Raw genomic sequence first — 19,606 nt, forward strand, 5'->3', positions numbered from 1 at the left:
CTTCCGCCGGGACCACGAGGCACAATTCGACGAGACATATGAACAGCAACATTTCTTTTCCGCGCCATCGTGAAAGCCGGTTCTATCAGGGCGTGACCGCAACCTTTGTCGCCAACGCGCTTCAGGCGGTGAATTTTCTCGGCGATCGATTCCTGAGGCAATCGCATCATCCGTTCACTGCCATTGCGGACCTTTACCGGCACTCGATGGACAGCGCCTTTTCGGTGACCGAGGCATTCCTCGTCACGGGGGCGCCGCACGCTTCCGCGTACTATCCGCGCGACTTCGCCTGGTTCTATCCCGACGTTCTCGATCCTGAAACCATCATGGATTCGCAGGACGCGGTGCGACGGGCCCGTCTGCTCGAAAAGAGCGTGCGTCTGTTGCTGGAGGCGGTTCGCGCTGGCGTCGTCACCACGACCATCGTGCCGGCGGGACGCGGTCGGTATCTCGGCGTGAACTATTTCTCGCGTCCTTCGGATACGCTGCTCGGTATCCTTGCCGGTCTCCAGCAGATGATGTCCGCCGAAGACAGGGCGTCGTCCTTTCTGGCAATGTCGCAATGCGCGCATGCTGGCCGCCTACTGCTGGCCGAATATGGCGCCGACCTGAAGGGGGCGATCCTGCAGCTCGCAAGCGAGCTGGAGCCGTTCGAGGCTGATGGCACTAGATATTTTCTGTGCGATGCCCGCGCCCCGCGCTCTGCGGCAACCGACACCCGCGCCGAGCGCCGACGCTTCGTGACCAATGCCTGCGTCTACACGACGTTCGTGTGGGGCGTGCAGCTCGGAATCGTCGACGAAAACGAGCTGAAACGGCTGCTCGGGCGCGACCTTGCGCAGCACAAGAGAGACCTGCTCCGGCTGTTCGGCAAGGACGGCTACATCAGACATTCCCTGGACAGCCTGGCGGCTACGCCAGCGTCCTCGGTTGCGCTGGATTTCGTCAGCGTGCATCGCGGCTTCTGGGATCTGAACGAGGAAAGCGAGCGCGCGGTGTTCGCGGCCACGGCGGATTTGATCATTGCGGAGCCGCGCTTCCGCATTCCCAGCACGTTCCACTTCCTGGTGTCGGCGGATAATCCGCGGACCAAGATGATCCACAAGATCGCGGCTCCCGCCTACCAGGGACGCTCATCCTGGCCGACATTCAATGTCGAGTTTGCGGATCGCATGCTGGACTTCGACGAATTCTCGGGGAGCGGCACCTACCGGGCCTGCGCCCAGGGAATATTGGATGCCATTCGGGCTGCAACAGAGGTCCATGGCGGCTATCAGGAACTGATCTCGGAGCAGGGCCTGAAATATCGCACCTGGGCTTATAAGGGCGCCGTGGCTCATTCCTGGTTTCCCCGCTTCCTCTCTGTCTGGAGGAGGGCATATGGAACGCCGCTCCTCCGGTGGGATGACTGATCCACAACGTCGGTTAATCAGTCGGCGAGGCCCCCTCGAGCACTTTTGCTGCCAGGGTCATCTAGTTCCGATTTCGGCGAGAACTAATATTCGGGCGAGGGGGCCGCCGTCCTCGCACTACGCCACGAGATCCAGCAGCCGGCATGATCCGCGCACCAGCACCTTGCGTCCGGTGGGCGTCATCTCAGGCAAGCCGTCATTGACGACAACGAGGCCGAGCTTGACGAGACTTTCGAGGAGGTAGGCCTTCGAGGGGCGACCGTTTGATGCCGGATTGCGAAGTGTGCGTAGCGCTTCCCATTGTTCCGGCGAAAGATCGAAGTCGACGTCGTTGCTCATGTTGCCTCAAGCGATAGTACCGTTCGCGCGCCTCTGTTAGCGACGCTGCATGAAAACCATGCGACGACAATGAGTCGGGAATTCGGTGAGCTGTTTGGAACGTCTCTTCATAAATTGCCGCACTTCGTTGCGCCACAAGAGTTAAGATCGCTCCGCCGCGAATATCGTTCCGGACCTCGATCACTTATTGATGATGTTGGCTTGATGTTGCGCTGCGAACTGCCGCGCTGCACGGGAAGTGCTGCTGTCTCATTTCGCGTCGCAATATGCACAGAAACAATGAGACGGAGCGTTCCGGACTCTGTTAGCCTCGTTGGCAGGGAATGGCTTCACAGGCCGGAGTGGAGTGCATGAAGAGGCTGGTCGAAATCCGCAGTCAGGAATCCCTGTGCCGAGAGCGGGCCGCGCTCGATTTCGAGCGCCGCGTTTTCTGGCTCGCGCAGGCGGAAGAGTGGAAGCAGCGCGCTGTCGACGAAATCGCGCATCACTTTCGCGAGTGCAATCTTGCTCACGCCGAGCTGACCGCCGCCTGACGATAGAGGCGGGTGCGATCGCCGCTTATTGATAACTGGCCACGATATCGGATACCGCGCGCTCGAGTTGCTGCGCGGTTGCGCATTGCCGTACGACGCTGCAAAAGGTCGCATAGCGTGACATCTCGGAATCGCCAAAGCCCCAGGCGAGCCGTCCTTCCGGATTGAGCCAGACCAGTCGCTTCGATCGTTCGGAGATGCGGCGCAGAATGTCGGCGCGCGGGTCGAGATTGTTGCTGCGGGCATCGCCGAGCACGATCACCGTGGTCTGCGGCGTCAGCGTGCTCATGAACTCTTTCTCGAAATCGACCAGCGAGGAGCCATAGTCGGACGAGCCGAAGCCGACCTTGGACATGATCTCGGCCATCGCCTCTTCCGGCGAGTTGTTCTCCAGGATCTCGCTGACTTCGATCAGATGCGAGGAGAAGGCAAACGAGCGGACGTCGTCGACCACCTCGTGCAGCGAGTGGATCAGCAGCAGGAAGAAGTCGGAGACCTGCGCGACCGAGCCGGAGACGTCGCAGAGCGCCACGATCTTGGGCCGGTCACGATGCTTGCGCTTCCATGCGGTGAGGAACGGTACGCCGCCCCAGGCCGCGTTGCGGCGGAGCGTGCGGCGAACGTCGAGATGGCCGCGGCGCTGGCGCTTGCGCGGCTTCGAGTAGCGCTCGCGCAGCCGTCGTGCGATCTGGCGGATGAGAGCGCGCATCTCGGCGACCTGGCGCCGCTCGATGCGCGCGAGCGGCGCGTTGCGCAGGATCTCGTTGCGGAGGTTTTCGGCCTCCTCGCGGGCGTAGAGCGCGAGCCCCTGCGAGACCGTGTCGCGCACCGCTTCGCGCAAGGCATCGAGCGCGGCGCGCAGACGCTCGGCCAGCGACGGGTTGGTCGCGGTCAGTTGGTCCAAATCGTCCCGCAGGCGCTGGAGGCCCATGGCGTCGAGGATGCGGCTGGAGAAGATGCCGCGCTGGGTGGAATAGCGGATGTCGGACAGCGAGGCAGCACCGGAGGCACTGGCGATCGCCGCTGCGATCGCATTGCGATCCTGCGACAGCAGCATCTGCGCAAGAGGGCCGAGTTCCTGGGCGGGCTGACTTTCACCAGCTTCGCCGGCCGCCTCCGATGAGGACGACTGATCTGAATCCTGCGAAGCGTCGTCGCTGCCCGCCTCGGGCTGATCCTGCCGCGGCTCGGGCTGGCTGAAGAAGAGATCAAAACAGTCGCCGAGTGCGAGTTTTTCGTCCTGCGACTTGGCGAGCGTCAGCAGCAGGGCGTCGCGCAAGATGGCGCGGTCGGAGAAACCGACCTGCTTCACCGCGCGCATCGCATCGATGCTTTCGGCGGGCGAGACATGAACGCCGGCGCCGCGCGCCGCCCGAAAGAAACGATGGAGGTTCTCGCGCATCGGCGTCAACCGAAGACGTTGGACCGTGCCGCCTTGGCAATGAAGGTCGTAACTTGCGGCACTGCTGCCTCGATGTCGGCTTCGTATTTCAGCAGCACGTTGAGCGTGTCCTTGACGATCTCGGTGTCGAGTTCCGAAGCCTGGAGCAGCACCAGCACGCGCGCCCAGTCGATGGTCTCGCTGACTGAGGGCAGCTTTTTCAGATCCAATGAGCGGATCTCGTGGATGAAGCCGACCATCTGCCGGCGCAGCGTCTGCGAGATGCCGGGCACGCGGCTCTCGACGATGCGTTCCTCCAGCCGCTGCTCGGGGAAGCCGATGTGCAGATGCAGGCAGCGCCGCTTCAGGGCATCGCCAAGATCGCGCTCGCTGTTGGAGGTGAGGATCACGGTCGGCGGCGTGATCGCGGAGACGGTGCCGAGCTCGGGGATCGTGACCTGGAAGTCGGACAGGATCTCCAGCAGCAGCGATTCGAACTCCGCGTCCGACTTGTCGATCTCGTCGATCAGGAGCACGCAGCCGCCCCGCTGCTCCAGCGCCTGGAGCAGAGGGCGCGGCTCGACGAATTCCTTGGAGAAGAACACGTCACCGAAATCATGCAGCTGGTCGAGCGCGGCATGCAGTGTCTGCGCACCGCTCAGGACTTCGCCGAGCTTGTCCTTCAGGATCTGGGTATAGAGAAGCTGCTTGGCGTATTTCCATTCATAGAGCGCCTTGGCCTCGTCGAGTCCTTCATAGCATTGCAGGCGGATCATCTTCATGCCGCGCCATGCGGCAATCGCCTTGGCAAGCTCGGTCTTGCCGACGCCTGCGGGGCCCTCGACCAGGATCGGCTTCTCGATCTGTTGCGACAGATAGACGGCGGTCGCGATCTGCCGGCTCGCGATATAGCCTTGCGCGGCGAGGCCGCTCTCCACTGCCTCGATCGAGGTCGAGGCCTTCTGATCAGCCACGAAAGGGCGCTCCCAAAGGTCTTGCTTGAGGCTTGTTCTGCCTGCGTTCCGGGCAAAGAACAAGCCTCGTTTGGAAGACATCAGACCCGCGCGAACTGCGTTTTTTCCGCTTAACGCAAATAGTTGAGCGGTGGGCGGGCCCCGCGATCAGTGCCGCAGCTGCTCCGGCTTGCGGATGGTTTGTCTGACCTCGGCGCCGCAATCGGCGCATTCATAGACAAAGTCGATCTTGGCAAGGCTCCAATGCGGTTCGACCTCGCGCACATACATCGGCAGGAACCCCATGCAGGTGGGGCAATTCACTGGCGCGATTTCGACATCCTGATGATGCTGAACATAAGCTGGCATCTCGGCTCTCCTTCGCAGGCGACTACCAAACCCCGCGTGAAGGCTACTGCCACTCGCCCCAGGCCCGTCATCAACTCTTCCGAACAGAGACGGAACGGCAGGCGTTTGTCGTCCGTTGTGACATTCTTGTTACGGGTCTGTACTGTAACGGCCGGACCAAATGCCTATTTCACGGGACGATCAGGTGCTCTGAACTTCACTGCAACGATAAGGGAGTAACGCCCATGACGCATGCCATTCGCTTTCACAAGACCGGCGGCCCGGAAGTCCTGGTCTGGGAGGAGGTCAGCGTCGGCAAGCCCGGACCGGGCGAGGCGCGCATCCGCCACACCGCCGTCGGTCTCAATTTCGTCGACATCTACAACCGCTCGGGCCTGTATCCGGCGCAACTGCCGAGTGGGCTCGGCAGCGAGGCGGCCGGCGTTGTCGAGGAGGTCGGCCCGGGTGTCACCGATCTGAAGCCGGGCGATCGTGTTGCCTATGGCGCCTCGCCGCTCGGCGCCTATTCCGAGGCCCGGCTGATTCCCGCCGACCGCTTGTTGAAGCTGCCTGACGGCGTCGATGACAAGACCGCGGCGGCCATGATGCTGAAGGGGCTGACGACGCAGTATCTGATCCGGCAGACCTATCGGGTGAAGGCCGGCGACACCATCCTGCTCCACGCCGCAGCCGGCGGCGTCGGTCTGATCCTGAGCCAGTGGGCCAAGCATCTCGGCGCGACCGTGATCGGCACCGTCAGCAACGACGAGAAGGCGAAGCTTGCCAAGGCGCATGGCTGCGACCATGTCATCATCTACACGCGCGAGGATTTCGTGAAGCGCGTCGACGAAATCACCGGCGGCAAGAAGGTGCCGGTCGTCTATGATTCCGTCGGCAAGGACACGTTCCTGAAATCGCTGGACTGTCTCGCGCCGCTCGGCGTCGCCGCGCTGTTCGGCCAGTCCTCCGGCGCGGTGGAGCCGCTCAATCTCGGCCTGTTGGCTCAGAAGGGCTCGCTCTACGTCACGCGGCCGACGCTGTTCACTTATGCCGCCAAGCGTGAAAGTCTGGTCGCGATGGCAGGCGAGCTGTTCGACGTCGTCAAGTCCGGCGCAGTCAAGATCGAGGTGCACCAAACCTATCCACTGAAGGATGCCGCCAAGGCGCATGCCGATCTCGCGGCGCGCAAGACCACGGGATCGACCGTGCTCATGGTGTGATGTTCACCCGAGACGGTAGGGCAGAGGCTGCCGGCTTCCGTCACGTCCGCTCGTGCTTGCGCAGATCGCGGGCGTGATCGAGGCGCTTTGCCTGGAGGTCGATGTCTTCGGGCGGGATCTGGGGCAGCGCAGCCTCGGCCAGGATGGCCTCGGTTACGTCCTCGACCGAATTCTCGGCGATTTCGTGGATGAACGAGACGTTCTGGTATTCGCCCGAAACGATGCGCGAGATGACCTCGCGCCTTGTGATTTCGGGATCGACGACCGCCTCGCGACCGCGCCGCCCGTAGTCGATCATCACGACGAAATATTGCATGGAATGAACCTGCCGCACCCCGAGTCGGGAGTGCAGCAGAGTATTTCCGAAAATCAGAAATCAGTCAAGGGTTGATTTCCAAATCCCGGAAATCCGGGCCCTATTTGCCCTTCTTGCGGGGGCGGGCCGACTTGGCGCGCAGCCGCTCGAGCTGTCCCTTGGGCATGGAAAGGCAGATCTCTCCGACCCAGTCGAGCTTCACGCCGACGATCGGCTTGGCGTTGAAGCTGGTGAGATTGACGACGGACGGGCTCTTCCCGCGCTCGATGGTCTTCAAATAGCGCTCGCCGGTCTTGAGCCGGACCACGGCCTCTTCGCCGTAGAAGCTCGACAGCGGATGGCGCTGGTCCTTGTAGACCACGATCACGTCGCCGCTCTCGTACTTGGGCAGCATCGAATCGCCCACGATCTCGAAGGCGACCGTCTCTTCCATGATCGGGAAGGGCAGCGTGATGTCGCCGAGTCCCTCCGGCGGAACCTGTTCATAATCGGGCTCGATCACGGCGCCGGCGCCGACGCGGCCCATGATCGGCGCGAGGTTGAGCTCGAGATATTCCATGATCGGAATGATCTCAGAGGCCTTCACAAGGCGCTCGCCGCCGAGAATCTCCGAGACCGCGCCGGGCCGCACGCCCATGGCCGCCGCCAGGCCGCCCTTGCTCTTGCCCGTCTTTTCCAGGCCCCGCTCGATCATTGCAACGTCCAACATGGTGATTCCCTCGATTGCGCACCGTCTTGCCTCTTATAATCCGAAATTCGGAATTGATGCAATTATGAATATCAGAATTATGCTTGACTTTCGATTCGGAATACCGGAATGTGCCTTCCCGCCACCCGATCGTGCGATCGGAGCAGGCGCATCACAGGACAGCAGCATGGAACCGGGTCATTGGCCGTCGGAGCACTCCGACGCGCTTCGCGACTATTTTCTCAAAGGAATGTCTTACGCGGCAATCGCAACGGAGATTAACGCAAGGTTTGGAACGGCTTACACGCGCAACGCGGTGGCTGGCCGCGCGAAGCGGCTGGGAGTCGCCACATTGGCGCGGATGACGAGCCCGCCGATCGTGCCGTCTTTGCCGGGCGAGGTCTGTCTGCCTTCGCCGTGCCGTCCGGCATTACCGAGCCTGAGCCTGCCGCCAAAATGCGCGACGAAACCTGCGGCGCGCGTGAAGTTGCGCTGTGTCGGCGTCCAGCCGCGCCTGATCCCGCTGCTCGAACTGGCGCGAGGCGACTGTCGCTATCCCTATGGCGGCGACAAGGACGGGGAGGAGATCACGTTCTGCGGCCATCCGCGTCAGCCCGGCTCCAGCTATTGCGCGCCGCATGCAGGTCTGACGCGGCCATCCGGGGTTGCGTCGGCCCGTGTCGTCGGTCCCGTCGTGTTGCGGCTGGTCTCGGCCGGCTGAGGAGGCGGCCACCCCGTTCGACTATCGATTTTGCCATCGCCAACTTTGCAAGGAGTATCCGAGTGGCACGTGCCCGACGCAATAAATCTTACAAATTGGCTGGAATCTACGACCGGCGGTCCCGCGACGTGCCGTTCAATGCCGATGTGGCGGAAGTCGAGGTCGACAATCCGCTGGCGCTCGATGCCGGCGAGAAGATCGTGGCCGTCCGGTCCGTCCGTAGTGACCCGCTCGGCCGGCTTCACGCGCACCATCAAATCGACGAAGCACAATATCGCGGCGGGCGCGCCTTCCAGAGCGATTGGGAGAGAGCGGAGAGGGGCCCTCAGGCGATGGATCCGACCCGCGAATATGTCGATGGCGCGCGTACGCGCGAGCCGGTCACCGAAAGCCAGCGCCAGGCGGTGTTGCGGCTGAACCGAGTCGAACGCGAACTCGGCACCGACGGCGCAGCATTGGTGCACGACGTGCTCGTGCTGGGCTTGACCATGGATCAGATCGGGCAGCGGCGCGCCGTTCGTACGCAGCGCTGGAACGACTATTTTGCGCGGCGTTTTCGTGAATGCCTGGACCGGCTGGCGCTGATCTACGGTTTTGCGACGGAAACGGGGACACCACGGGCAGAGCAGCGCAAATGACGACGGCACGCCCGCGGGCATGCCGTCTGCTGCTTACGGATGCGGTACGATCTGGTAAGGCGTGGAATACGGCTCGACACAGAGAGAAGCGTTGGCCAAAAGCCCGATCTTGGCGCTCGGCGCCTGCTGCAATTCGCCGTTCGGGCCGCGGTGCACGCTGTACTGCCAGACGGTGAGGTCGCCTTTCTGCGCCAGCGCATGCGCAAGCGCGCTGGCGTCATTGCCGCCGAGCGCCTGAAGCTCCTCCGCCGACAATCCGACGATGATTTCGTCCTTGATGGTGACGATCTTGAACAGGTTCATCCTGGTCTCCTGCGCCCATGCGCCTTGTATCGAGAGGGTAAGAAGCGCGACCGCGGCGCCCTTGATCAGATCGCAGCGAGAAAGCATGCCGTCGTCCTTTGGTGGTGACACGCGCCCAAATCATGAGTTTATCAGCCATAGCGCCGTCGTCCGCGTGGCCGTTCCGCAACCGCTTTGTCGTTCGCTCCTGAACAACGGTTCACGGCCGGAAAACATATCGGAACCGATGAGGCTCGCTGGGAAAAGCGCCAGCGGGGCGCATTCCGACGAGATGAGGAAGGCGACCGATCCCAAGGCGCTTGCCGCGTTGGTCGGCTTCACCGGCGCCCCAATCGGAGCATTGAAGACCTGGCGTTCATGTCGCTGACGATACAACCGCTGGGACGCTACAACCGCTGGGACGCTACTCAACAATTACGTGTATATGCTGCCGAGGCGCCAGTTCGTCTCTGCAAATGTCTGTTCACATCGGAAACAAGGCGAAACGCAGCGCCGATTGGCCGCGATCTCGGCTGTATGCGTGATTGATGCCGCTTCTTGACGCAGGTGGGTGACGGCGCTCGATATTCCTGTTATCCGGAATTGCCGTGGCGTGATGCGGGCGAAGCATCGCTAGGCCGGGCTGTTGGGCTTGCCGGATCGGTTGTTCCTTGGCATAATTGCAACCTGTTCGGTTGGGACCATCCGTTCGGCTAATGGAATTCGGCCTGCTAGCCCGCCGGGACCTGCCGGCCGGAGGCCTGATTGTCGCCATTGTATTGGGTTGCGACGTTCGCTCCTCGAGTGCGACTTCGACGCAAGAACTGAAGGCCGATGCTTGTCATAGGTGCGGGATGAAGAACCTCGATTTCGCGGCTGAACTGCACCTCAAGCTTGGCGCGCCTGCGAGCGACACCGTCGAAAGCCTGCGCCTGCTCCGTGCGTTCCTGAAGCTCGAGGCTCGGCAGCGTTTCGAGGTCATCAAGCTCGTCGAAGACCTCGCCACCGAAGAAACTCTTCCCGAACACCCCCTGTCCTGAGTCTGGCCGCGCCGGCCCTACACCTCGTCCCTCGTTTCCTGCCAGATCCGGCCCACCGGGCAACCTTTGCCCCGGGGCTGGCCGCTGGAAGGCGATCCGGCAAGTGTGGTATTCAGTCAGAAAAAGGGAGGAATGCGATCATGATCGAACCGAAACTCGAAGTTCCGGCCGAACTGCGCGACTTGGCCGAAAAGACGATTGACCAGGCGGAAAAAGCATTCGGCATGTTTTTCGAAGCCGCCACCAAATCGATGTCGTCCGTCCCGGGCGCGGGGACGGACGTGTCGAAGCAGGCGCTCGCTTTCACCGAACAGAACATGAGGTCGGCGTTCGAGCACGCGCGCAAGCTCGTTCACGCCACAGACCTTCAGGAAGCAATGCGAATTCAGTCCGACTTCCTGCGCAGTCAATTCACCAGCGCCGGGGACCATATGCGCCAGATGACCGGCAGTTTCATGCAACCGGGCAAGGACAAGTCCTGATTCTGTCGGTGCCGTGCGGCATGCCCACAAATTGATCTTGCGCGGCGGCGAGATGCGTATTCTGATCCTGGTGCAGGTCCATGATGGGCCACCGAATGGATCCCCATTTGCCGTCCATCATCCTTTCTGCTGATCCCTGTCGGTCTTCCGGCAGGGATTTGCAGTTTTTAGCAGGCTCGCGATTGACCGGGGTTCTATTGGCGCAGCGATCCGATATAGGCCGCGATGTCGCCAGCTTCGGTCCGGCTCAAGGGAAAGTTCGGCATCTTCGGGTGCGGATCGAGCAGGAAGAAAGCGAGCCGCTCCGGACTGAAGTCTGGCCTGCGCGCAACGGATGCGAAGGAGGGGACGTCGGCGCTAGCCTGCGTCTGGCCGCTCGCCACCACGTGGCAACTCGCACACCAGCGCTTGGCGAGATCGGCGCCGTGCTCGGCATCGGCGGCGAGGGCAGGCGACATGCCGAAGCCCGCAATGGCGCCGGCAAGCAACAGGAAAATTCGTCTCAAACATCGGTGCATCGGGCAACCTTCATGCATGCGCTTGCGGCCGACGTGCTCACCCGCAACACGATCCCGGAAATTGCGAGAGATCGATGCGGGCGATGATCGACCGCAGCAGCCTGCGGGTCGAACGATAAAAGTGCCGTACGAACGCCGGCGTCCTTGCCGCGGGCAATCCAAGGCTCTTCGTATCAAGGCTCTTCGTATCAAGACTTTCGGTATAGTGCGACACGTGCCTCTCCGAGATGGCAAGGCCCTTCCTATCGTGGCCGGCTCGGAGCTGCCTTGATCTGCCGCAAAGGGTTTCCGGCTAATAGTCGCCAGGGTTCATGATCATCGGGCTATTCGTATCGGCCGGCGCGAGCGCGCTGCTGGCGCTGTCACGCAGGAAGCGGTCGAGCGTCGCCTGGATCTTCTCCTTGACCGCGTCGGGACCGCGATCGCTCATCTCGGTGTGCTGTGCACCAGTATGGACGATGTCGATGCCGCGAGCCCTGGCCTCCTCCGGCGTCGGCAGTACGCCGGGATCGGTCACGAAATGCGGATCCTTCGAGCGGAACGACAGGATCTTCATATGGTCGCTGAGCACGAAGGGCACCCGCAGATTGTCGAGCGTGATCACCTTCGATACCAGCTCCGGGTGCTGATGGGCGACATACATCGAGACATCGCCGCCGTTGGAATGGCCGACGAGGGTGATGTGGTCGTAGTCGGCGTTCTCCTGCCGCCTCTTCAACTCGCCCAGCACGAACAGAATATTGGCCTCGCAGCGAATGTAGACTTCACGCCGGCCGACGTATTTCTGGCCGGCATGGGTCATCAGCGGCGGATCGCTCGGAAGATCTTGTTGGATGCTGGCAACCAGATAGCCGCGTGCGGCGAGCACGTTGGCCAGGAAGGAATATTCGGTCGCCTTGACGGTGTTGCCGTTGCTGATGATGGCGAGCGGGAGCTTCCAGAGGCCGAGATTGGCCTTGGTCTCGTAATCACGCCGCACCGCGATGTCGACCGAGATCGGCCGCTGGCGCGAGGCGTCGAACATGCTCAAAGTCTCGTGGTGGATCGCGAACCGGCTGACGATGAAATACTGGCCGACGGCGAGGACGCAGAGGAACGCCAGGACTGCAAACACCCTCTTCATGGCTTCGTCTCAAATCACCTTTGGCTGAACATGGTCATTGGGAACTCGCGGATCGAGCGATCGTGAGCAAGTTACGGGATTAAATTTAGGCAAGTCTGTGAGCAAGCCGCAAAAGCGCCGCATGCAGGTTTGTGGGGCGAAGCGCAAGGCCTAGAGACAGCCGGCCTTGCCTCGTTCAGGGCAGAGCCGCAGCGCGCTCGACAGTGTGAGCAGGAAGCGCGGGCTGCGGCGCTCGTTGTCCGGCGCCCTGTAGCTCAAGGGAACGGCTACGCCGAGATCGACCTGGAGATCGTCCGGCAGGAAGAACCGCACGCCTACCCCGGCCGAGGTCAGCGCGAGGCCGTCGCTCAGGCGGTAACCGTCGTTCCAGACCGCGCCGGCGTCGCCGAAGGCGTAGAGTTGATAGCCGGTCCAGTAGCGAAAATTGAGCTTCTGGTCGAAGCGCAGTTCGAGCGAGCCGGCAAGACCGTTGTCGCCACTGATCTCGGCCGCGCCATAGCCCCGGCCGAAGGCGGCGCCGCCGAGATAGAATTGCTGCGAGGTGAACAATGGCCGCGATGTCGTCTGGCTCGCCGCCGAGAGCTTGAGTGACCAGGCGTCGTTGAGTGTCTGATAGCGCGTGAACCAGAGGTTCAGCACCGAGAAGTTCGATGACGCGCCGACGCGCGACAACAGATCATCGTCGAAATGCGAAGCGCCGAAGATGTCGAGGCCCTGCCGGTAGCTCAGCGTAGCGAAATTGGTGCCGCCGAAGCGATCCTGGAGCCTGTAGTCGGCGGTCAGGCTCGCCGTCCTGATGTGGTCGTTATACCAGGGGCCGTAGAGGTCGTGCTCAGATACATCGCTGAAGGTCGTCGCTGCAGTCAGGGTCAGCGAGGAGGACAGCGACTGCAATGGGACGACGCTGGCACGCAGTTCGAACGCCTCGGTGGTGGTGATGTCGCTGTCGAGACGACGAGCATCGCCAGGCCGGACTGCGCTGTACAGGATCGAAGCGCCAAGGCGCACGCCATCGACACCGACCGGTGCGTCATAGGACATCCGCGCGAAACCGAGCTCGCGCGGATCATTGGCAATGGTCGACAGGTTGACCGCGAGCGTGTCGCCGGGCGTGAGGTAGGAGTTGAACGCGCCGGTCGCGTAGGTCTGCCACGGACCGACTGAGGAAGATCCGAGATTGTCCATGCCGAACGATGAGAAGACGTGCCAGGTCTTCAAATAGACGATCAGGCGGAAGCGGCCGGTCGCTCCGCCAATCTCTTCCAGCGCGGTGTGGGTGATCCGGACGCCCGGCCTGCCGTTGATGAGGAACAGCTGGCGTTCGAGCGTTGCCAGGCGCGACGGCTGCTCGGCCAGAATCGGCCCGAGCATCGGCCTTACGCCGAACTGTTCGGCGCCGTCGCCTTTCAGCTCGGCCTGCACGATGGCGCCTTCGATCACCTGGATCCGAACGCGGCCGTCGGCGATATCCTGCGGTGGCACGATCGCGCGGCTCAAGTGGAATCCGGCTTCGCGATAGAGATCGCTGATCGCGCCGGCAATCGCGGCGAGATCCGCTTGCGAGACCTTCTTTCCAAGATAGGATTGATAGGCTGTAGCGATGCGATCGGGGGAGACGGCGTGGGCGCCGATGACGTCGATTCCGCGCAGCACGAATTGCGGCTTGGTATCACCGCCGGTGTTGGGTTGGCCGACCGTCGGTAGCCTGACCGGGGGGCGGTTCAGCGTTTCCCGCTCGGTTTGGTTTTCAAAGTACTTCTCGGGCTGGCGCGGATCAAAGCCTGGCTGGTTCGCCTGCTGCGCGAAGGACTGCGGAATTCCCGCAAAAATCGTTGCCAGCAGTACCGATGTAGTAAGGAAGTGTCGCTTCTCAATACGCGGAGTGAACGCGTCTCCGTAGTTTGACGGGGATTTGCCCATAAGGCGGTAAGGGTTCGTTAGCCGCATGATTTTCCATAGTTTTTCATGGTCAATGATTGGTTAATGCGGCTTCTCGGCTCGCCACTTCGCGCTAATTTTCTCTTGAGTGATTTCGGATACGCCTCAGATCTGGCTGTAACGCGGACTGAGGATTGTCATGTTCGGTAGAGTTGGAGTGTGGCGCGCCTTGCTGGCAGCGCTGATCCTTGGAACCGCATCCGGTGCATTTGGCGCGGAGAATGGCGCCTGGTCGGTCAGCAAGGCCACCGGCGAGGTCTGGGTCGCCACCAACGGCGCGCAGCAGGTGTCGTTGAATCAGGAGGAGGCGCTCAAGCCTGGCGACACCATTCGCACCGGCCGCAACGGCCGCGTGCTGCTCGTCCGCGGCGAGGAAACGATCCTGATCTCTCCCAACTCGGTCGTCGGCTTGCCTGCGGAGAAGAAGGAGGGACTCTCGACCACCATCATCCAGCAGGCGGGTTCGATCCTGCTCGAGGTCGAGAAGCGCAACGTCAAGCATTTCGAGGTCGAGACGCCTTACCTCGCCGCCGTCGTCAAGGGAACGCAGTTCAGCGTCACGGTGGGGGCGGGCAGCACCAAGGTCAGCGTGCTCCGTGGTCAAGTTGAAGTTTCCGACTTCAAGACGGGACAGATCGCCCAGGTCATGCCGGGGCAAGTGGCCGCCGTCTTCGAACATGGCAAGCCTGGCCTCAGCCTGAGCGGTGCGGGGACGTTCAATCCGATCGAGCAGGGTAAGCCCCGCGCCTCCACCATCGAGCGCATTCCCGTGCCGAAATCGGGATTATCCGCACCGCGCAATGCCGCGAATGGTCATGCGATCCATGCGCTCCGTCCGATCGACAAGGGGATCAAGATGGTCGGTGCGTCGATGCGGTCGCATCAGGCGACTGGCGGGCAAGCCCCCAAGGCCGGCGTCGTGCGCATCTCGAGCTCGCTCGGCGAGGTCAAGCTGAATTTCCAAAATGTGACGCGCGGGCTCGCCCATGGCGCGGTTGTCCCCGGGCAGGTGCGCAGCGCGAATGCCAGCACCGCTACCGAGACGGTCTGGAGCGATGGCAAGGCCAGCACGCAAGTATCCAACAGTGCCGTCCAAACCGCGGCAACGACTAGTGCTGCCGCAACAGCTGGCAGCAGTGCCTCGTCGGGCGCAAGCGCAGCGATAGCCGCAACTAATAACGGAAACTCCGGTGGCAATGGCAATTCCGGTAATGGCAGCAATAATAATGGCAACGCCAACAATGGCGCCACCGGTAACGGCAGGGGCAACAATGGCGATGGGCGTGGCGGCGGTAACGGCAGCAACGGCCACGGCTACAACAGACACTAAGGCGATTTCCTAGGGGATGAGGGGCGCTCGCAGGTTGAAGCGGGCGCGGGGGAGGATCAGGTGAAACGCTATCGGCCGCATATTCTGGTCGTGATCGCGCTTGCGGTCGTGCTGTCCACGGGGTGGCATGGCGCGCTCCGCAATGCGCTCGCCGACCTGCGGTTCGCCTGGCAATCGCGTGCTGCCAGCGGCAATGTCGTCGTCGTGGCCATCGACGCGCCCTCGATCGACCAGATCGGGGTGTGGCCCTGGCCTCGCCGGCTGCACGCGGAGCTTCTGCATAGGCTTGAAGCCGCCGGCGCGCAGGATGTGGCCTTCGACGTCGATTTCAGCACGCCGTCGGATCCGGCCTCTGACGAGGCTTTCGTCAAGGCGCTTCGGGACGTCGGCGGCTCGACGGTTCTGCCATCCTTCAAGCAGCCGGCGCCGAATGGCGGCGCGGCTTACATCAATCATCCCATGAAGCCGTTCAGCAACCAGTCTTGGCCGGCCGTCGTCAATGTCGCGGTCGAATCCGACGGACTCGTGCGGCGTTATCCGTTCGGCGAGAAGCTCGGTGACGCCTTATTGCCGTCGATGGCCGTCGTGCTGGTTGGGCAGGACGCCAATCGCCGGCCACCCTTCCTGATCGACTTCAGTATTCAGGCGGCTTCGATCCCAAGTGTCTCCTATGTCGACGTGCTGCGCGGCGATGCCGCGACCCTGGACAAGGTGAGAGGCAAGAAGATCATCGTTGGTGCGACGGCGCTCGAACTGGGCGACCGGTTCAGCGTTCCGAATGGCCGCATCGTCTCTGGACCCGTCCTTCAGGCGCTCGCGGCAGAATCGATCCTCCAGAACCGGATGCTGCGCTGGACCTCCGATGCCGGCATGATGCTCGGCCTCGGCCTGATCTGCCTCTTGATGATCACTTCGTGGCGCCGCTTCGCACCGGGACTTCGCGTCGCAATCCTGATCGCAGCCGGCGCTGCCATCGAACTGGTTGCGACCTTTGTGCAGGCGAGATGGCCCTTCGTCATCGATACGTCGCTGTTCCACATCGCGATCATCGCTTATCTGACGGCGATTGCGCTGGACGAGATCGATTTCCGCAGTCTCCTGGGTCGCATCGCCGAGAGCCGCTTCCACCGTATCGCGATGTCGCTGGGCGATGGTCTCGTCTGCACCGACGAGGATCATCGGATCACGGTTTGGAATCCCGGCGCCAGCGCGATTTTTGGCTACATGCCGGCCGAGATGATCGGTCGCCCGTTCGAAACGCTGTGCGCCGTGCCTGCGGACGGCGACGCGAGGCCGTCCATGCACGATGCCGCGCGCCAGTCGCTCCTGGTTCCCGGTGGCGCCGTCGTCGTCGAGTTCGAAGGGCGACGCAAGAACGGCGAGACATTCCCGGTCGAGGCAAGCTTCTCAGGCTGGCAGGGAACGGACGGCTTCCAGTATGGAGCGATCCTGCGCGACATCTCGGTGCGCAAGCGCGAGGCCGAGCGCGTCAGGTATCTCGCCGAACATGATGCGCTGACAGGTCTTGCCAACCGCAACATGCTACATGCGTCGCTCGCCAGTCTGATCACCGCGGCAGAGCATCGGTCTTCCAACGTCGCACTGCTCGTGCTCGGGCTCGACGGCTTCCAGCAAATCAACGACATGTTCGGGCATGCCGCGGGCGACCTCGTACTGCGGGCGGTCGCCGAGCGCCTAACGGCCGAGGCCGGCGCCGAGGCGATCGTCGCGCGCCTCAGCGGCGACGAGTATGCCGTCGCACTAGATTGCGCGGACGCCAGCGAGCCGATTGCCGAATTCGCCGAGCGAATCGCGCGCGCGTTCGAAACGCCGCTCGCAATGGGCACAAGGCAGTACCGGGTCAGAATCAGCATCGGCGTGGCCGTCCATCCCGACGGCGGGCGCAACGCCGATGATCTCCTCGGTAACGGCCACCTCGCACTTACGAAGGCGAAGCTGACGCGGCGCGGCAGCCACGTGATCTTCGAGAGTGCGATCAGGCAGGAGCTGGAGAACCGGCTGACGCTCGAGAGCGAATTGGCGCTTGCCGCGGATCGCGGCGAATTCGAACTGTTCTATCAGCCCCAGGTTCGTCTGGTCGACGGCAGCCTGGTCGGAGCCGAAGCGCTCATCCGTTGGCGGCACCCCGTGCGCGGCTACGTCTCGCCTGCGGAGTTCATGCCGGTGGTCAACACGTCGGCTCTGTCCGAGCGGATCGCGAACTGGGTGATGGAGACCGCCTGCCGCCAGGCGCGCGCCTGGGAAATATCCGGCAACGAGGTCCGCGTGGCGATCAACCTGTCGCCGTCCCAGCTTGATTCCGGCGACCTCGCGCATTCGGTTGCCGAATTGCTCGATGCGACGGGGCTGGCCCCCTCGCTGCTCGAACTCGAAGTCACCGAGGACATCCTATTACATGACGAGGCCCGCGTGCTCGACATGTTCAAGCGGATCCAGGAGCTGGGCGTCCGCGTCCTGTTCGACGATTTCGGCACCGGCTATGCGAGCCTGAGTTATCTGAAGAAATTTCCGCTCGATGGGCTCAAGATCGACAGGTCGTTCGTGCTCGACCTGCTCACCGATTCCGACGATGCCGCGATCGTCGGCTCCACCATCGGTCTCAGCAGGCAGCTTGGACTCACGGTCGTAGCTGAGGGCATCGAGAACCGCGCCACGGCCGACTTCCTGATCAGCATGGGATGCGCGGAAGGGCAGGGCTACTTCTTCGGCCGTCCTATGCCTTCCGAGGCGTTCGAACGGCAGTTCCTTACGATCGAGCGCGCCATCGTCAGCGCCGCCTAGACGGGTGCGTATCCGGTAAGGTCGCTAACGCCGGCGCGCCACCGCGACGCCGAACAGGAAGGCAACGAACAGGCTGGTGAGCGGCGCTTCGCGTGTAATCGCCGCAACCGTCGAGAGCGGACGGCCCGGCTTTCGCGCTTCCTCGATCGCGGAGGTAAGACGGTCGACCGCTGCATGCAGGCCTCCGGCGACTTCACCGATCGTGCGGGATACATCTGTCGCTGCATCGATGGCGCGTTCGGCCATGCCAGGTTGGGGATTGGACTGCGGTATCTCCGTGCTCAAGCGTGCGATCTCCAGGCCCGATGATGGAGGCCGGCACCTTTGGCTATCCGCGCGAGCGCTCGTTTTGAACAGCGGGTCTGACGACCTTTGGCTATCCGCGACAGGCGCCGTGGTTTACGTTTACGGCGGGTGCCGGCCTTGGATGGCAATTCGGCGCGGGGGATTTTGTTCCGGGAGGATACGCCCACGGCGGACCTCCCCGGGAAACGACGGGTGCGAATCTCTGTTAGGCTGGCGGTAGCCTTGCTGACATCAGGAGATTGCCGTGACCGATCGGACCGTGACGGATCGAACCCGGCGGATCGCCTTGCTCGGCGCTCCCATCGACATGGGAGCTTCGCAGCGCGGTACCTTGATGGGCCCTGCTGCGCTCCGCACCGCGGGCCTTGCGACACTGCTCGAGAGCCTCGATTTTGAGGTCGTCGACTACGGCGATCTTTCCGTGGCCGAGGTCCGGGACCTCGCCGACAAGCCGCCCGAGAAAGCCAATCACTACCGCGAGATCCAGCGCTGGACGCGCGTGCTGAGTCACAGAGGCTATGAGATCGCGAAAACCGGCGCACTGCCGATCTTCCTCGGCGGCGATCACACGCTGTCCATGGGGTCGGTCAATGCGATGGCGCGTCATTGGAAGGAACGCGGCCGCGAGCTGTTCGTGCTCTGGCTCGATGCCCATACCGATTACAACACGCCGGAAACGACGATCACGGCCAATATGCACGGCATGTCGGCCGCGTTCCTGTGCGGGGAGCCTGGCCTCGACGGATTATTGGGCGATGATCCGCGCGCCTCGATCGACCCCGATAGGCTCGATCTGTTCGGCGCGCGTTCGGTTGACAAGCTCGAGAAAGAGTTGATGCGCGCACGCCGGATCAGGGTCATCGACATGCGCCAGATCGACGAGTTCGGCGTCGCCGTGCTGATCCGGCGCGTCATCGAGCGCGTGAAGGCGAGCGGTGGCGTGCTGCATGTCAGCTTCGACGTCGATTTTCTCGACCCGTGCGTGGCTCCGGGCGTTGGCACCACGGTGCCCGGTGGCGCGACCTATCGCGAGGCGCATCTGATCATGGAGCTGCTGCACGATTCAGGGCTCGTGGGGTCGGTGGACATTGTCGAGCTCAATCCGTTCCTCGACGAGCGCGGCCGGACCGCGCGTACCGCGGTCGAGCTGATCGGTAGCCTGTTCGGTCAGCAGATCACCGACCGGCCGACGCCGAGCAATGCCATCGCGCCGGGCGAGTGAAACCGGTTTTGAAC

General features: G+C 62.7%; 21 protein-coding genes. 10 read left to right on the forward strand and 11 right to left on the reverse strand.

All coding sequences use genetic code 11. The features are described from left to right. The first annotated feature begins 38 nt into the window (after window positions 1–38). Window positions 39–1,412 carry a hypothetical protein gene (locus ACR9YP_RS16855; protein ID WP_474220467.1) on the forward strand — a complete coding sequence of 458 codons (1,374 nt, stop codon included), beginning with the start codon at window positions 39–41 and terminating at the stop codon, window positions 1,410–1,412. Between the two features lie 117 nt (window positions 1,413–1,529). Here the strand turns inward: ACR9YP_RS16855 and ACR9YP_RS16860 are convergent, their stop codons facing one another. Next, window positions 1,530–1,751 (reverse strand): hypothetical protein, encoded by a 222-nt coding sequence (locus ACR9YP_RS16860; protein ID WP_438106564.1) that lies wholly within the window; start codon window positions 1,749–1,751, stop codon window positions 1,530–1,532. A 350-nt stretch (window positions 1,752–2,101) separates the two neighbouring features. Here ACR9YP_RS16860 and ACR9YP_RS16865 point away from each other — a divergent pair, with 350 nt between their 5' ends. Beyond that, complete coding sequence (locus ACR9YP_RS16865; RefSeq protein WP_091897150.1) at window positions 2,102–2,284, forward strand: hypothetical protein; 183 nt, start codon at window positions 2,102–2,104, stop codon at window positions 2,282–2,284. Window positions 2,285–2,309: 25 nt separating this feature from the next. Here the strand turns inward: ACR9YP_RS16865 and ACR9YP_RS16870 are convergent, their stop codons facing one another. From ACR9YP_RS16870 to ACR9YP_RS16880, 3 genes are all read right to left on the reverse strand, one after another. Continuing rightward, window positions 2,310–3,686, reverse strand: coding sequence for a vWA domain-containing protein (locus ACR9YP_RS16870; RefSeq protein ID WP_474220468.1), 1,377 nt, complete (start codon window positions 3,684–3,686; stop codon window positions 2,310–2,312). 5 nt (window positions 3,687–3,691) lie between these two features. Continuing rightward, window positions 3,692–4,639 carry an AAA family ATPase gene (locus ACR9YP_RS16875; protein ID WP_474220469.1) on the reverse strand — a complete coding sequence of 316 codons (948 nt, stop codon included), beginning with the start codon at window positions 4,637–4,639 and terminating at the stop codon, window positions 3,692–3,694. Between the two features lie 147 nt (window positions 4,640–4,786). Beyond that, window positions 4,787–4,987, reverse strand: a complete 201-nt coding sequence (locus ACR9YP_RS16880; protein WP_091897156.1) for a hypothetical protein — start codon at window positions 4,985–4,987, stop codon at window positions 4,787–4,789. Between the two features lie 224 nt (window positions 4,988–5,211). On the opposite strand from ACR9YP_RS16880, the gene ACR9YP_RS16885 reads away from it, so the two are divergent. After that, window positions 5,212–6,186, forward strand: a complete 975-nt coding sequence (locus ACR9YP_RS16885) for a quinone oxidoreductase family protein (RefSeq protein WP_474220470.1) — start codon at window positions 5,212–5,214, stop codon at window positions 6,184–6,186. A 40-nt stretch (window positions 6,187–6,226) separates the two neighbouring features. On the opposite strand, the gene ACR9YP_RS16890 is transcribed toward ACR9YP_RS16885, so the two are convergent. Then, on the reverse strand, window positions 6,227–6,502 hold the full coding sequence (locus tag ACR9YP_RS16890; protein ID WP_128932532.1) for a hypothetical protein: 276 nt from the start codon (window positions 6,500–6,502) through the stop codon (window positions 6,227–6,229). A gap of 100 nt (window positions 6,503–6,602) precedes the next feature. Then, window positions 6,603–7,211 carry a S24 family peptidase gene (locus ACR9YP_RS16895; protein ID WP_035705094.1) on the reverse strand — a complete coding sequence of 203 codons (609 nt, stop codon included), beginning with the start codon at window positions 7,209–7,211 and terminating at the stop codon, window positions 6,603–6,605. Between the two features lie 166 nt (window positions 7,212–7,377). Here ACR9YP_RS16895 and ACR9YP_RS16900 point away from each other — a divergent pair, with 166 nt between their 5' ends. Next, entirely contained in the window at window positions 7,378–7,911 is a 534-nt protein-coding gene (locus ACR9YP_RS16900; RefSeq protein WP_474220472.1) for a GcrA family cell cycle regulator, read from the forward strand. A 62-nt stretch (window positions 7,912–7,973) separates the two neighbouring features. Further along, window positions 7,974–8,549 carry a hypothetical protein gene (locus tag ACR9YP_RS16905; protein ID WP_370989759.1) on the forward strand — a complete coding sequence of 192 codons (576 nt, stop codon included), beginning with the start codon at window positions 7,974–7,976 and terminating at the stop codon, window positions 8,547–8,549. 33 nt (window positions 8,550–8,582) lie between these two features. Here ACR9YP_RS16905 and ACR9YP_RS16910 read toward each other — a convergent pair whose 3' ends face one another. Then, window positions 8,583–8,939, reverse strand: a complete 357-nt coding sequence (locus tag ACR9YP_RS16910; protein ID WP_474220474.1) for a hypothetical protein — start codon at window positions 8,937–8,939, stop codon at window positions 8,583–8,585. A 746-nt stretch (window positions 8,940–9,685) separates the two neighbouring features. On the opposite strand from ACR9YP_RS16910, the gene ACR9YP_RS16915 reads away from it, so the two are divergent. Together ACR9YP_RS16915 and ACR9YP_RS16920 are read left to right on the forward strand one after the other, a co-directional pair. Continuing rightward, window positions 9,686–9,871: a hypothetical protein gene (locus tag ACR9YP_RS16915; RefSeq protein ID WP_474220475.1), complete on the forward strand. Its 186-nt coding sequence runs from the start codon at window positions 9,686–9,688 to the stop codon at window positions 9,869–9,871. Window positions 9,872–10,011: 140 nt separating this feature from the next. Beyond that, the gene (locus tag ACR9YP_RS16920; protein WP_474220476.1) at window positions 10,012–10,353 is read left to right on the forward strand and encodes a phasin; all 342 of its coding nucleotides are present in this window, start codon (window positions 10,012–10,014) and stop codon (window positions 10,351–10,353) included. A gap of 194 nt (window positions 10,354–10,547) precedes the next feature. Here the strand turns inward: ACR9YP_RS16920 and ACR9YP_RS16925 are convergent, their stop codons facing one another. From ACR9YP_RS16925 to ACR9YP_RS16935, 3 genes are all read right to left on the reverse strand, one after another. Continuing rightward, window positions 10,548–10,871, reverse strand: a complete 324-nt coding sequence (locus ACR9YP_RS16925) for a c-type cytochrome (protein ID WP_438106575.1) — start codon at window positions 10,869–10,871, stop codon at window positions 10,548–10,550. A 292-nt stretch (window positions 10,872–11,163) separates the two neighbouring features. Then, a complete protein-coding gene (locus tag ACR9YP_RS16930; protein WP_474220477.1) occupies window positions 11,164–11,994 on the reverse strand; it encodes an alpha/beta fold hydrolase in 831 nt (276 codons plus the stop codon). 150 nt (window positions 11,995–12,144) lie between these two features. After that, window positions 12,145–13,941 carry a ShlB/FhaC/HecB family hemolysin secretion/activation protein gene (locus tag ACR9YP_RS16935; protein ID WP_474220478.1) on the reverse strand — a complete coding sequence of 599 codons (1,797 nt, stop codon included), beginning with the start codon at window positions 13,939–13,941 and terminating at the stop codon, window positions 12,145–12,147. Window positions 13,942–14,071: 130 nt separating this feature from the next. Here ACR9YP_RS16935 and ACR9YP_RS16940 point away from each other — a divergent pair, with 130 nt between their 5' ends. Together ACR9YP_RS16940 and ACR9YP_RS16945 are read left to right on the forward strand one after the other, a co-directional pair. Further along, window positions 14,072–15,262: a FecR family protein gene (locus ACR9YP_RS16940; protein WP_474220479.1), complete on the forward strand. Its 1,191-nt coding sequence runs from the start codon at window positions 14,072–14,074 to the stop codon at window positions 15,260–15,262. 60 nt (window positions 15,263–15,322) lie between these two features. Next, window positions 15,323–18,064 (forward strand): EAL domain-containing protein, encoded by a 2,742-nt coding sequence (locus tag ACR9YP_RS16945; RefSeq protein ID WP_474220480.1) that lies wholly within the window; start codon window positions 15,323–15,325, stop codon window positions 18,062–18,064. 24 nt (window positions 18,065–18,088) lie between these two features. On the opposite strand, the gene ACR9YP_RS16950 is transcribed toward ACR9YP_RS16945, so the two are convergent. Next, window positions 18,089–18,349, reverse strand: coding sequence for a hypothetical protein (locus ACR9YP_RS16950; protein ID WP_130216261.1), 261 nt, complete (start codon window positions 18,347–18,349; stop codon window positions 18,089–18,091). A gap of 265 nt (window positions 18,350–18,614) precedes the next feature. On the opposite strand from ACR9YP_RS16950, the gene rocF reads away from it, so the two are divergent. Continuing rightward, window positions 18,615–19,592 carry an arginase gene (gene rocF / locus ACR9YP_RS16955; protein WP_128932543.1) on the forward strand — a complete coding sequence of 326 codons (978 nt, stop codon included), beginning with the start codon at window positions 18,615–18,617 and terminating at the stop codon, window positions 19,590–19,592. The last annotated feature ends 14 nt before the right edge of the window (window positions 19,593–19,606 follow it).

This window comes from Bradyrhizobium sp. BR14999, from assembly GCF_056106085.1.

Coding starts and splice junctions, on each gene's coding strand:
- ACR9YP_RS16900 (WP_474220472.1), top strand. CDS start 7,378: ATGGAACCGGGTCATTGGCCGTCGGAGCACTCCGACGCGCTTCGCGAC.
- ACR9YP_RS16885 (WP_474220470.1), top strand. CDS start 5,212: ATGACGCATGCCATTCGCTTTCACAAGACCGGCGGCCCGGAAGTCCTG.
- ACR9YP_RS16880 (WP_091897156.1), bottom strand. CDS start 4,987: ATGCCAGCTTATGTTCAGCATCATCAGGATGTCGAAATCGCGCCAGTG.
- ACR9YP_RS16865 (WP_091897150.1), top strand. CDS start 2,102: ATGAAGAGGCTGGTCGAAATCCGCAGTCAGGAATCCCTGTGCCGAGAG.
- ACR9YP_RS16930 (WP_474220477.1), bottom strand. CDS start 11,994: ATGAAGAGGGTGTTTGCAGTCCTGGCGTTCCTCTGCGTCCTCGCCGTC.
- ACR9YP_RS16915 (WP_474220475.1), top strand. CDS start 9,686: ATGAAGAACCTCGATTTCGCGGCTGAACTGCACCTCAAGCTTGGCGCG.
- ACR9YP_RS16920 (WP_474220476.1), top strand. CDS start 10,012: ATGATCGAACCGAAACTCGAAGTTCCGGCCGAACTGCGCGACTTGGCC.
- ACR9YP_RS16910 (WP_474220474.1), bottom strand. CDS start 8,939: ATGCTTTCTCGCTGCGATCTGATCAAGGGCGCCGCGGTCGCGCTTCTT.
- ACR9YP_RS16940 (WP_474220479.1), top strand. CDS start 14,072: ATGTTCGGTAGAGTTGGAGTGTGGCGCGCCTTGCTGGCAGCGCTGATC.
- ACR9YP_RS16935 (WP_474220478.1), bottom strand. CDS start 13,941: ATGCGGCTAACGAACCCTTACCGCCTTATGGGCAAATCCCCGTCAAAC.
- ACR9YP_RS16890 (WP_128932532.1), bottom strand. CDS start 6,502: ATGCAATATTTCGTCGTGATGATCGACTACGGGCGGCGCGGTCGCGAG.
- ACR9YP_RS16870 (WP_474220468.1), bottom strand. CDS start 3,686: ATGCGCGAGAACCTCCATCGTTTCTTTCGGGCGGCGCGCGGCGCCGGC.
- ACR9YP_RS16895 (WP_035705094.1), bottom strand. CDS start 7,211: ATGTTGGACGTTGCAATGATCGAGCGGGGCCTGGAAAAGACGGGCAAG.
- ACR9YP_RS16925 (WP_438106575.1), bottom strand. CDS start 10,871: ATGCACCGATGTTTGAGACGAATTTTCCTGTTGCTTGCCGGCGCCATT.
- ACR9YP_RS16860 (WP_438106564.1), bottom strand. CDS start 1,751: ATGAGCAACGACGTCGACTTCGATCTTTCGCCGGAACAATGGGAAGCG.
- ACR9YP_RS16855 (WP_474220467.1), top strand. CDS start 39: ATGAACAGCAACATTTCTTTTCCGCGCCATCGTGAAAGCCGGTTCTAT.